This is a genomic window from Vibrio floridensis (assembly GCF_021852965.1).
Taxonomy (GTDB): domain Bacteria; phylum Pseudomonadota; class Gammaproteobacteria; order Enterobacterales; family Vibrionaceae; genus Vibrio; species Vibrio floridensis.
Window position 1 is genome coordinate 134,961 of sequence record NZ_JAKGCY010000007.1, and the last position, 12,144, is coordinate 147,104.

Sequence of the window (12,144 nt, forward strand, 5' to 3'; positions counted from 1 at the left end):
TAAATCCTCCGGATCAGAAACTGTAGCTAATGCCAGTGGAGAGAAAGGCCTCTTCACTGTCGTAAAAATCGATATCGGAATCCGACTCTTGATAACCCGCCATAACGTTCAGTTGGGTATTTCGCCAGCCCCAAAGATCGGCATAGCTGTAGACGGAGAAAAAGCCAAAGCTCTCGTAATCTTGCTTGCGAGAAAAAACGGGGTTGTTTGCATCAAAACTGGCAGAGCTGTTTCTCAGTGTTGTGATCACACTGTGTCTGCCTTGGGCGACAAGAAATGACATCTGTGCTGTCAATAACTGATTGCTTTTGGCATCGCCATCGGCGTCGCGCAGCGTGTAGTAAAACGCAGGGGACAGTACAAACGACTGGCTCAAAGGAAAGGAGATCTCTGCGCCAAAGCGTTGATAGTCGCTGGCACGCTTTAATTGTGAACGAGCTTCAGTGGTTAACCCTTGTGAGAGGCCGATGTCGTCGTATTCAACTTCGCTGCTGGCGACAGCGTATTTCAAACTGATTGGCAAAGGGCTGGTGATGTCCATCGCGAATCTCACGCCACCGACCGTTTGCTCCGTTGTTTGCCTTTTTTGACCAGTAAGATAAGGGTCACGCCAGACTTCTTCCATGCTAGGGACATTCCCAAAGAGTGCGGCAGTGAGGATCATGGCGTTGTTGAACCGATGTGCAACGCCTAATTCAGCTTGAAATTGCGCTTCTGCTATCTGTTCTTCACTATTGCCAAGAAAGAGTAACGTGTCGCCAAAGCTGTATTGCAATCGGCCAAGAAAAAATGGAGACGCTTGTGATAGCTTTTTGCCTTGGTTGGTGAGATCAGCGGTGATTTCATTATCTTCATGAGTGTTGTTTTGTGATTGGCTTTGGCCAAATCCAATATTAATACTGATGGTGCCGCTGAATCCGGGATCAAATGGGTCCGGCTCTGCAAGGCTATATGAAGAGACGAGTGCGGCAATTGCACTAAGTAGTATTGCCGCGTGTGTTGGGGAAACTTGCATGCTAATTCCTTGTGAATGACGTTTGAAAGCCATTCCAAATTAGCATTCACCACATTGATAAATCGTTGGTGTTTTATGGACGAATTGTGTCCATTTTGGTCACAATTCCGACTCGGCAGTATTCGGATGCAGCTCAGGCCATTGCAGTTCAAACGCAGCACCACCCAAAGTCGATGACACCACTTTCGCGTTACCTTTGTGCCAAAGCATGATTTGTTTAACGATCGCCAATCCTAACCCGTGGCCTTTTTCGCTGCTTCGTTCTTGGTTATCAAGCTGAGTGAAAGGCTCAAAAATGCGTTCTGCGTGTTCATTGGGCACACCTTGACCATCGTCTTCCACCGTAATGTGAAATGCGCTGCCACTGTATTTAAACGAGACAATAATGGTACTTTGAGCAAATCGGCTTGCATTGGTAAGAAGGTTTTTCACCGCGCGCATCAATCCTTTGTTGTCGATGAACATGCGATGCTGTTTTAACTCTGGCGAACAGTAAAACTGGATATCGAGATCGGGATGCTGGAGTTTGAAATCATCGATTTCGTTGAGCAGCTCCCTAGCAAAGCAGCATGGCGAAAAGTGGGTGATATCGGCAATCCGATTGTAGCGAGAGAGCAGTAAGTTCTGATTGATGAGATGGTCGAGATCATCAATGCTTGTGTGCAGTGCGCGTTGATATTTCTCTTTTTGCGCGTCGCTGGTGTGAGGATCTTCCAGCATCTCAATCGCAAAGCGCAGCCGATACAATGGCGTACGTAAATCGTGTGCGACGGCGTTGGTCAGCTCACGCTGCCGAGCAATGAGACTCTCGATATTGTCGGCCATGTTGTTGAAGGAGCCGCTGAGTTGAGAAACCACCGAGAGCTTGGAAGCTCGCGCCCGTTGTGACAGTTTGCCTTGGCCAAATTCGGTGGCGGTTGCCACCAGCCGAGTTAAATCACGCCAAAGAGGGTAGACCCACAAAATCAAAGCAAGAGAAATCAGTAGGAAGAATGTGAGAACAATCGTGGTGCTTAGTTTCATTTGTATCGTTTGAGACAAGTTATCTTTAACGTGCAACCACAATCCTTGTTCAACTAAAGCCAGTAGTTCTAGCTCGCCATTTTGATTGATGTAACTGACAATGTTGTTTGGGCTGTCTGAAGTCGCTTGTATGGCAACGTCACTCAGCTGTTCATCTGTCATCAGGTTGATCTTAATAGGGAGCTTAGTGTTAACGTCTGCAAGATAGGATTGCCATTGTTCTTTGGGTATTTGGAGCAGATCTTCTACGGCGAGTGACAGTGTGCCCTTGGCTTGATTGAGTGCTGCGATTTCGTGGGACTCGTTAAGGGCAATGTAAATGATTTGGTCACTGTGTCCCACTCGTTGCAATAATGCCATTGGATCACCAAAGACAAAGGTCAACTCGCCACTTTCGAGTGACGAATAGAGTTTGTTGTCGGTTTGGTAATCAGCGAGAGGAAGGAGTTTCAAAGGATAAGCAAAATCCTGTGCGTAGTGGGAAATCGTTTGTTGCCATTCGGACTGCGGCTGTTGTAACAGTCTCTTTGACAACGATTCAAAACTGACGCGATAGAGAGGTTTATAGAAGTCTTCAGAAAACTGCTCGTTGAGAGTCAAAACAGGGTTAATGCCACTCGGAATGACGAGCAGTGTGGTTGGAAGAAATACCGCCAACCATAAAATGGCAAATGCGCGAATCATAGTGAAGCCTCCCAAGAAGAGGCACACAGTTGATAACCAACGCCGCGAATGGTCTTGATTAAAGTGGGCTCGTTAGGGTCATCATTGAGGGTGCGGCGCAGGCGAGAAATTCTTCGGTCGATGGAGCGATCTAATCCGTCATATTCAAAGCCGCGAATGTGCTGTGCGATGTCATCGCGTGATACCACTTGGCCAACGTGTCTGGCCAAAAGCAGCAGCAGTTCAAATTCAGAGGTGGTCAGTTTGAGCGTTTGCTGATGCAATGTGACACTGCGGTGTTGCAAATTAATCACCAAAGGACCGAGTTGCAAATCATCCTTGTTGCTTTCTGCCGTTAAACGCTCGTGTCTACGCAGCAACGCGCGAATGCGCGACAGCAGTAATCTTGGCTTTACTTGCTTCACGATGTAGTCGTCTGCGCCCAGTTCTAATCCCATGACTTGGTCAATGTCGTCATCTAGGGCCGTTTGCATCAAAATCATGCCATGGTACTTACTGCGTACCGCTTTACACACTTCCATGCCGCTTTGCCCAGGCAACATAACATCGAGAATCACCAAATCAGGTTGGTTTGACAAGATTGCATCGACGGCATGAAAGCCATCCGAGACGATATCAATCTGAAATTCATAGTTTTGTAGAAAATCTTTGATCAACTCAGCGAGTTCCAAGTCGTCTTCAACAAGAATAATCCGATATGAGGCAGGTGAAGTCATAGAGTTGCACGGCAGAGAGTGAATAGTGGAACTATAACTCGGCTCAATGAATTGCTCTGTGACCATTTGTGACCAAGTCACAAATTTGTGATGTGTTTTATAAAATATAGATGCGCAATAGAAAAAGAGCCGCTCGAATCGGCGGCTCGTTGTGATTAGGCTTTGTTGGACCCGGAAATTAACTTGTAGGCCATCGCCCCCAGTAGTGCGCCTAGAATCGGCGCGACCCAGAATAGCCAAAGTTGCGCGGTGGCCCAGTCGCCAACATAGAGAGCAACACCAGTGCTTCGGGCTGGGTTGACCGATGTGTTGGTCACCGGAATGCTGATTAGGTGGATAAGCGTGAGGCATAAACCGATAGCGATGGGCGCAAAACCTTGAGGTGCGCGTTGGTCCGTTGCACCAAGAATCACCAGCAAAAACATCATGGTCATCACGACTTCGGTGATCAGTGCAGAAGTCAACGAATAGCCACCGGGAGAATGCTCACCATAACCGTTAGAGGCAAAACCCGAGCTCGCCGCATCGAAGCCCATTTGACCAGAGGCGATGGTATAAAGCGCGCCACCAGCAATGACGCCACCGATCACTTGGGCAAGGATGTAAGGAACAATCTCTTTAGCTTCAAATCGACCACCGGCCCATAAGCCAATAGTCACGGCAGGATTCAAGTGACACCCAGAAATATGACCGATGGCAAAAGCCATGGTAAGCACTGTCAAGCCGAACGCAAGGGATACGCCAAGTAGGCCAATGCCAACATCAGGGAAGGCGGCTGCCAACACGGCGCTACCACATCCACCAAGCACTAGCCAAAAGGTACCAAAAAGTTCTGCGAGGTATTTATTCATGCAACAAGTCCTAATAATGTGTGATTGATGCAATCAAAATAGCGGATAATCGGTGACTTGCTAGTGAATAAAGTCTGAGTGTGGCTGATAACGCTAGCTTTATAAGATTTTTCTTAGAGTTAAGACGTTTTTCATTGGGTTATTGTATTTAACCATATGAATTATAATGAAAAATAATCAGTTGTTAAATTGAAGTACTGCTAAGTAAGCTGCTCTAACTCGGTAATATTGTCGAGCGCCTGTTGATTGGTTGCGCCACAAACCACAGGGCACGGTTTGAATTCATGGCAAACTTTTGGGCGCTCCGGCTGGCCAAAGAGCTTACAAAGATTGTGTTCGTTGAGTTGAATGCAGCGTACACCAGCAGGTTTACCGTTTGGCATTCCTGGAATGGCGGAAGAGATACTTGGGGCGATGCAGCAAGCGCCACAACCGAGTCTGCAATCCATCTTAGTTACCTGTCAAAAATTAAGGGGCGCGATAGTAGCAGAAATTTCCGCTGAACTGAATGGACAATTTTTACCCTTGCACTTTGAGGCCCGCAAGAGTATAAAACGGCTCCCGCAGTAGAAAGTAAGAAGAAGTCCTATGAGCACACCATTTTGGCAATCAAAAACTTTGCAAGAGATGACAGAGCAAGAGTGGGAGTCACTTTGCGATGGTTGCGGAAAATGCTGTTTGCACAAATTAATGGACGAAGAGACCGATGAAGTCTTTTACACCAATGTGGCTTGTAGCTGGCTCAACAGTAAAACCTGTTCATGCAAAGATTACCCAAATCGTTTTTCTTCAGGTGAAAACTGCCTAAAGCTGACTCAGGATAAAATCGCAGAGTTCCATTGGCTACCGCGCACCTGTGCATATCGCCGACTTTCAGAAAACCAACCTTTGCCGGAGTGGCATCCTCTTATTACCGGCTCTAAGTCAGCCATGCATGCAGCAGGGCAGAGCATTCGTAACAAAGTGGTTTATGAAATTGATGTGAAAGATTGGGAAGACCACGTCATTGAGAATCCAGATTACTAAGCACTGGCTAGGCTAAGTAGTGGCTAGGATGCAGAGACAAAAAGGCACGAGAACGTGCCTTTTTGCTTATTGGCTTTATTGGTAGCGGCCTTGGCGCTGCAAAAACTCGATTTTGTATCCGTCTGGGTCGGTGATAAAGAAGAAGGTCGCAAGGTGTTTTTGGTTGTGATCCATCGCTTTCACATCACTGGCTGCTATCCCTAAATCGCGTAGGCGTTTATGAGCGAGTTCGATGTCTTCGACGCACACTGCAAGGTGGCCGTAGCCTGTCCCATGTGTGTAGGGATCACACATGCCGTGATTGTAAGTCAACTCAAGCTCGAAGCCGGTGGTCTTGTTGGCAAGGTAAGTCAGAGTGAAAGTATCGAAAACAAATTGGTCTTTGATCTCGAGTTCTAGGGCATCACGGTAGAAAGCGATCGATCTGTCGAGATCGCTGACACGGATCATGCTGTGAATCATTTTGGTCATGGTGGTTCCTCATTGCGAGGCGACAGAATAATGTTGAGAAACCAACCTTTGGTAGTACGTGAGTATTACATTTAAATTTGTCTATTTACGAGCTCTTGGTGCGCCACTTCGATGACGTTAGTGGGTTGGCGAGCATACATCAAGCAGGCGCAACGCAGTAGCGAGGCAAAGTTTGAGACTTCACCATTGTGCTCAAGTGCTTCGCGATAGACGGTACTGATGAACTTCGGCACGGTTAGCTGCTGAGCGTCAGCAATCTCTTGTAAAATATCCCAGTAACTGGCTTCCAGTTTGACGCTGGTGGCGTGTCCGTCTATTCGGATCGAGCGTGTAATGGTTTGGTAATTTTCTTTGGGCTGCTTAGCAAAAATTTCACACATAGCGGGAAGGGCACCGTTAGGGTTGAAAAGCGTTACATACTGGCGACTAATTGGTATGCCGTCAACCTCTGGAAAAATCGCTTTATTAGCGCGCAAAACAAAATAAGAAAGCGCCATCTGGCACTTTCTTATTTGAATCAAAGGCTTTACCTGCTCATCAACCGAGCTTATTTCACCTGATTTTTAATGAACTCGCCCAACTCAGAGTGGTGCAAAATGCGTGACACAGGGAGAATGGTTTCTGCAGGTCCCCAAGCAAAAACATTCACTGGTGTATGGGTGTGTGTGCCTGTCCCCCAGACGATATTTTGCTTAGTCGCTTGCTCACGAGCGATCAGGTTGGTTCTGTCGTTGTATGGGAAAAACGCATCAAAGTCGTTAATGGCTGGCACGGTTTCCTCAGCAAGATAGCTGTGGTTGGCCAAACGATATGGATTGGGTTTGTTCTTCAGGATGTTTTCAGCTTGGCCTGCGGTAATCGAAAAATCACTATTTTTATTGATGATTTCTGCTAGTTTTGCCGCGGTTTGCTGATTTTTATCCAACTTTTCAAACGCACTAAGCATGCCATAGTAGCTGGTTTTTTGGTTGTACAAACCATCGAGAATATCGAAAGCACCAAAGTTAAAGTTCGGCGCGTAATCACGATTTTCGAATGCTTTTCCTCGGCGTTTCTCTGGTTTTGGCAGATTATAGCCTGAGTAGCTAAAGCCAAAAGAGCCAGTTTCGTGGTCCGCCGTGACAATAATCAAAGTGTCATCACGATCTTTAGCCCATTGGTAAACCGTATTAATCGCTTCATCAAACTTGATCATTTCATGCAGCATTGAACCTGCATCGTTACTGTGACCAGCCCAGTCAATTTGTCCGCCTTCAACCATCAAGAAGAAACCGTCTTTGTCCTTGGCTAGGATGTCTAATGCTTTGCTGGTCATTTCTGCCAGTGTTGGTTCTTTGCGCTCTGCGTCACCTTTGGTTTGGCTGTAGGTGATGCCATCGTACATGGCGGAGTTGGCAAAAAGACCCAACAGTTTCGTCCCTTGCGCTTGCTCTAGCATGGTTTTATTGAATGCCAGAGAGTAACCCGCTTGTTGCGCTTCCGTCAGCAAGTTGCGATCGTCTTTGCGTTTTGATTTTAATGCAACGTCACCTTGAGTTAGGGCTTGTAACTGTTGATAGGTTTCACCTTTGTCGTTTGCCGACTTTGGAATCCAATGACGCAAACCGCCCGACAGCAGCACATCGACATCGGTGGCAAGCATGTCGGCGGCAATTTCATTTTCCAAAGAGCGATGAGGCTGGTGGGCGGCAAAGGCAGCAGGAGTAGCGTGCGTCATGCGAGTGTCGGAAATAATGCCGGTGGCTTTACCCATACGTTTGGCTTTTTCGAGTACGGTTTCGACGCTGTTCCCTTGGGAATCGATACCGATCACTTCTGAACCTGTCATGATGCCAGTCGCCAGCATGGTGGCAGAGCAGGCCGAATCTACCACAATCGCATCTTCTGGATGCGTCAGCGATGAGCCGATAACGCCTTCTTGAGCGAGTGTGTAGAGTGCGGTGGTTTTGCCTTGGTAGATGGAATTTGGCGCGTTGTTGGCGTAGGTTTCCAATAGGCCAACTTGTTGTGGCCCCATGCCATCACCAATCATCAAAATGACGTTTTTAATTTCTGCAGAAAGTGCATTAAAAGAGAGCGTAGAAGTTGCTACAACGGCAACAACGGGTTTGATCAGGTGCTTCATTGTCTATCCCTTATTTATAAAAGCGGCGCCATTACAACACTGATTTGTGACACTTTTGCGGCAGACACAAAAACTTCATGAAAGTGAAAAAATCAGTAAAAAGAAAGTGTTGTGACAAACTTGAGCGAGCAATGATTACGTCTGATTGAGCAAAAGAAAAAGCTCACCGAAGTGAGCTTTTGAGTAAGGGAGTTGAAATTCATGGGCTAAAGCGATTTGGGGATAGCGGCAACGCGCTATCGTTTTTTGCTAAAACCAATCCTTGCTGTTTCACTTCAGTGAATTTCACCTCTGCATCCAGCAAAGAATCGATATATAAATAGCGATTTGTTTTACATGCTTCAACCAATGAAATTTGTCGTGGCGAAAAATGCGCAGGCTCCCGACAATGTTCAACCCCCAGTAGAGAGGATAAGTGTAAAAATCACACCAAAATCATCAACAAACCACCGACAGTGGCAGCGGCAGAAAGATATTGTCCCGCGGAATAGGAGCCATCATCTTCCTCTTTTATCTTGTCGGGATGGTCCATGCCTAACGCGCCGTAGGTGAAGGATTCCACTTTGTCGCCCACGGTTTTGTTTTCCGCTTCGACTTTTTGGCTCTCTTTATCGAGCTCTTGGAGTGCAGAAAGCAGCGCTTTTCCTTCTTCAGAAAGCGTCACTTTGTTTTGTTCTACCTGCAGCGGAGCAGGGGCACTTTCCTTTGCCGCATTTGGGTTATCTGTCTGTTTCTGCGCGGAAGCGTATGCTTCGACAGGTCTTGAACCGACTGGATTCATAACCATCTCCTAAGCGAATCCTAAATACTCTATCGGCGGCGTTGGAGAAAACTTGTGCAAAAAAAGCCTGTTTTGCCGCTTTTTTAATCAAGCAAAAAACAGGCCTAATTGAGATGGGAGTTGAAAAGAATCAGGCTATTTGCAGATCAGATCGTCATTACGTTTTTTTAAATCCTGAAACGCCTTCATTTGATTGCTTTTTTGCACATAACGTACCGGCGGTTCCAAAACCAGCAGTTGGTAATCGCTGCCTTGCTCATCGACGCTTGATACCGGAGAGATCACCACCACCTTTAAGGAGGGATCACGACGCAGAATCGAGTGAGCGGTGCCTAAGCCCTGCTCAATATGAAATTTTCCTGCGACATGGATAACTTGCGTGTTGGGGTGTTGCTGACGGTAGTTGACGATCGATTCTGCCATGGTTTCATCCCAAGTTACTTGAGCAGCAAACTGTTTCTCGGTTTGCTCTGGTTTGCCGTGGTGCATCGACGCCATGAACTTGCTTTTGTATTCGCTTTCACCGGTGTTGATTTCACTCGCCAAATAGCCACGCTCCTCTTGGGTTAGCTTATCGAGGTAAGCCAAACCTTGGCGGCCAATGCAACGTACAGTGCTTTTCGGTGCGTTCGCGGCAATCACATCCATCTGTTTGGATTTGGCCAGTTCAATCAAAGGTCGGTAATCACTTTCGTAGTTTGGCCACGCATTGCCTTGTTGGATAAGCACTTGCTCACCAATCTCGCCCGCTAAATATTGGTTCACTATGGTTTGTTTATCGCGGGTAAATTGTTCCATAGACAGAGCGACGCGGTGTTGTGCGCTGAGCGTTTTAAGTAGGTCGGTTTGGAAGCGATGAACACCCGCGTGCGTGTGCCATTCACCAATTAAAATGACATCGGCATCTCGAACCGTTGGAGGCAATTGTTGCAGTGAAAGGGCAGTACCTTCTGGCGAGTAAAGCTGGTAGTCGTAGAAGCTTAGGGGGTCGCTTGTGAGCGCTTGGTTAGCGCAGCCGCTCAGCATCATTGACGCCAAAAGAAGAGAAATAGTTGATCGCATAATACTGCCTCCATTAAAAACGTCGCAGAGTGTAATGGAGGCGGTCTAGAACTTCAATAATAATGAGAATAATTCTCCTTATTGTTTTGTCTGGCTATTTTGCTGTTTTGCGGTAAACGCGCAACATGAAATCGGCCTCACACTGGAACAGTGTAGCGGACTTTAGCTCGTCGCGAAGGGCATCGCTGGCTTTCCAAGCAAAGGGGGTCATTTGCAGTAAGTCAAACGCATCTTGGCCTGCTAAGTCCATTACGTAATTGAGCTTTTCTTGGTGCTCTAGCGTAAATCCATCCATTTGCTCTGGCTCTTCGCTATGCAGTTTGAGCTCGGCGTAAATCTTCTCTTTCAGTTGCAGCAAGTGGCGGCCAGCAGGCGTTACGGTGATCACAACACCATTGTCGCTAATGCATCGCGCCAGCTCTTCGGCTTTGCATGGGGCGTAAATGCGGAGGATGCCGTCCAACGCTTCGTCTGCAAAGGGGAGTCGATGGCTGGAAGCGACACAAAACTTAACGTTAGGGTAGCGTTTTGCCGCGAAACGAACGGCGATTTTGGAAATGTCCAAACCAAATGTTTTGGCTTCTGGGTGCTGCGCGACCAAGGTTTTGGCGACTTCATCGGTGTAGTAACCTTCACCACAACCAATATCGAGCAGGCGGTGCGGCGTACCTTGCAGGTATTGGCGGCAAAGTTGCGCCACTTTTTGACGCATTGGGTCGTAATGGTTGCCTTCAAGGAAGCGGCGGCGAGCCTGCATCATCTCTTTGTTGTCACCGGGATCTTTCGAACGTTTGTGATGGGCAGGCATCAAGTTAACGTAACCTTCTTTGGCCAGGTCAAATTGATGATTATTGGAACATTTGAACGTGCGCTCTGCTTGCTCTAACGCAAGGTGACACAAGGGGCATTGATACGCCATGAAGACCTCAAAAAGGGGAGATGAAACAGGCGGCAAAGTCTAACAGGAACCGCCTGTTTTAACCAGTTTGAGTCTCGGCAGGCCAAGCTTTTATCCGCCGAAAAAGACTTATTTGGTGTGGTATTGCTCGCAAGCAAGCATGGTGTTTTCGATGAGGCTGGCCACCGTCATTGGGCCAACACCACCGGGCACTGGAGTAATGAAGCTGGCGCGTTCACGAGCCTTGTTATACTCCACATCACCAATCAGCTTACCCGATTCAAGGCGGTTGATGCCGACATCGACCACGATCGCGCCTTCTTTGACCCATTCACCAGGAATGAAATTTGGCTTACCGACCGCAACCACGAGCACATCAGCTTGGCGAACATGGCCTTCAAGATCTTTCGTGAAGCGGTGACAGGTGGTCGTGGTACAACCTGCCAGCAGAAGCTCGAGTGTCATTGGGCGGCCAACAATGTTTGATGCACCCACGATCACCGCATGCTTACCACGCAGTGCGATGTTGTAACGCTCAAGCAGCGTAATAATGCCTTTTGGTGTGCACGAACGCAGTTTTGGGATGCGCTGCGCTAAGCGGCCAACGTTGTACGGGTGGAAACCATCCACATCTTTCTCTGGATGAATGCTTTCTAGCACGTGCGTGCTGTCAATGCCCGCAGGAAGAGGAAGTTGAACCAGAATACCGTCGATTTCAGCATCATTATTGAGTTCATCGATCAGCGCCAGCAGTTCTTCTTCTGAAGTTGAAGCGGGTAGATCAAACGATTTAGAGACAAAGCCCACTTCCTCACACGCGCGACGCTTGCTGCCAACGTAAACTTGAGACGCTGGATCTTCGCCAACCAACACAACGGCTAAGCCAGGCGCACGTAATCCCGCAGCTACACGAGCTTTTACGCGAGCAGCGACTTCGGATCGAACAGTTTGGGAAATGAGAGTTCCATCGATATTTTGAGCAGTCATGACTTTCCTTAAGAATACGAATGGCAAAAACTTGGCGCGTATTGTCGCAAATGATCAAATAAATATCTATACGCAAACGTTTGCTTTGGGTCGTTTTTAAGCATATTTAATGTGGACGCCCTTTTTTTAGCCATTTGATTCAGTTTGTTAAGAAAACCCGTTGATTTACCGAAATGAACTCGTATAATCCTGTCCCTGTAGCGCGCCCTTAGCTCAGCTGGATAGAGCAATTCTAACCCCTTAAAAATTACCATTCGTTAAGAGAGTAGTTGATTTGAAAGGGTTTAGTTAGTGGTAAGTTTACTACTTAGGGTTTTAGAGAGTTACTACATAGCATTTTTAGTTACCACTTTACTTAAAAAGTGGTAATGTTTAAAAATCATAGTCCCCATAGCTCAGTTGGATAGAGCACGTGCCTTTAAATTTGGAGCCTGTATTGGGAAACCTTTACAGTGCAGAGGGTGAATTCAAGGAAACCTCAGCGCGTAATGGCGGTGGCAATCTT

Annotated in this window: 13 protein-coding genes; 1 reads left to right on the forward strand and 12 read right to left on the reverse strand. The window is 47.2% G+C overall.

Going from position 1 to position 12,144, the window contains the following annotated elements:
• Positions 1-13: 13 nt before the first annotated feature.
• The 5 genes from LZU85_RS12755 to LZU85_RS12775 all read right to left on the reverse strand — a co-directional run bounded on the left by LZU85_RS12755 (position 14) and on the right by LZU85_RS12775 (position 4,738).
• Positions 14-1,048: a DUF2860 family protein gene (locus LZU85_RS12755; RefSeq protein ID WP_237287216.1), complete on the reverse strand. Its 1,035-nt coding sequence runs from the start codon at positions 1,046-1,048 to the stop codon at positions 14-16.
• Between the two features lie 66 nt (positions 1,049-1,114).
• Positions 1,115-2,722: an ATP-binding protein gene (locus tag LZU85_RS12760; RefSeq protein ID WP_176298626.1), complete on the reverse strand. Its 1,608-nt coding sequence runs from the start codon at positions 2,720-2,722 to the stop codon at positions 1,115-1,117.
• A complete protein-coding gene (locus LZU85_RS12765; RefSeq protein WP_237287217.1) occupies positions 2,719-3,438 on the reverse strand; it encodes a winged helix-turn-helix domain-containing protein in 720 nt (239 codons plus the stop codon). The genes LZU85_RS12760 and LZU85_RS12765 overlap by 4 nt, the downstream gene beginning before the upstream one ends.
• Positions 3,439-3,593: 155 nt before the next feature.
• A complete protein-coding gene (gene aqpZ / locus LZU85_RS12770; RefSeq protein ID WP_206625265.1) occupies positions 3,594-4,289 on the reverse strand; it encodes an aquaporin Z in 696 nt (231 codons plus the stop codon).
• A 200-nt stretch (positions 4,290-4,489) separates the two neighbouring features.
• The gene (locus tag LZU85_RS12775) at positions 4,490-4,738 is read right to left on the reverse strand and encodes a YkgJ family cysteine cluster protein (protein ID WP_206625266.1); all 249 of its coding nucleotides are present in this window, start codon (positions 4,736-4,738) and stop codon (positions 4,490-4,492) included.
• 139 nt (positions 4,739-4,877) lie between these two features.
• On the opposite strand from LZU85_RS12775, the gene LZU85_RS12780 reads away from it, so the two are divergent.
• Complete coding sequence (locus LZU85_RS12780; RefSeq protein WP_176298622.1) at positions 4,878-5,315, forward strand: YcgN family cysteine cluster protein; 438 nt, start codon at positions 4,878-4,880, stop codon at positions 5,313-5,315.
• A 75-nt stretch (positions 5,316-5,390) separates the two neighbouring features.
• Here the strand turns inward: LZU85_RS12780 and LZU85_RS12785 are convergent, their stop codons facing one another.
• From LZU85_RS12785 to folD, 7 genes are all read right to left on the reverse strand, one after another.
• Entirely contained in the window at positions 5,391-5,786 is a 396-nt protein-coding gene (locus LZU85_RS12785) for a VOC family protein (RefSeq protein ID WP_206625267.1), read from the reverse strand.
• 71 nt (positions 5,787-5,857) lie between these two features.
• Positions 5,858-6,166: a ribbon-helix-helix domain-containing protein gene (locus LZU85_RS12790; protein ID WP_206625294.1), complete on the reverse strand. Its 309-nt coding sequence runs from the start codon at positions 6,164-6,166 to the stop codon at positions 5,858-5,860.
• Between the two features lie 167 nt (positions 6,167-6,333).
• Positions 6,334-7,911: an alkaline phosphatase gene (locus LZU85_RS12795; protein WP_206625268.1), complete on the reverse strand. Its 1,578-nt coding sequence runs from the start codon at positions 7,909-7,911 to the stop codon at positions 6,334-6,336.
• A 424-nt stretch (positions 7,912-8,335) separates the two neighbouring features.
• On the reverse strand, positions 8,336-8,692 hold the full coding sequence (locus LZU85_RS12800; protein WP_176298619.1) for a hypothetical protein: 357 nt from the start codon (positions 8,690-8,692) through the stop codon (positions 8,336-8,338).
• Positions 8,693-8,827: 135 nt separating this feature from the next.
• Positions 8,828-9,754 carry a ChaN family lipoprotein gene (locus LZU85_RS12805; RefSeq protein ID WP_206625269.1) on the reverse strand — a complete coding sequence of 309 codons (927 nt, stop codon included), beginning with the start codon at positions 9,752-9,754 and terminating at the stop codon, positions 8,828-8,830.
• 94 nt (positions 9,755-9,848) lie between these two features.
• Positions 9,849-10,673 carry a 23S rRNA (guanine(745)-N(1))-methyltransferase gene (gene rlmA, locus LZU85_RS12810; protein ID WP_045596709.1) on the reverse strand — a complete coding sequence of 275 codons (825 nt, stop codon included), beginning with the start codon at positions 10,671-10,673 and terminating at the stop codon, positions 9,849-9,851.
• 108 nt (positions 10,674-10,781) lie between these two features.
• Entirely contained in the window at positions 10,782-11,639 is an 858-nt protein-coding gene (gene folD / locus LZU85_RS12815; protein WP_011079917.1) for a bifunctional methylenetetrahydrofolate dehydrogenase/methenyltetrahydrofolate cyclohydrolase FolD, read from the reverse strand.
• Positions 11,640-12,144: the final 505 nt, after the last annotated feature.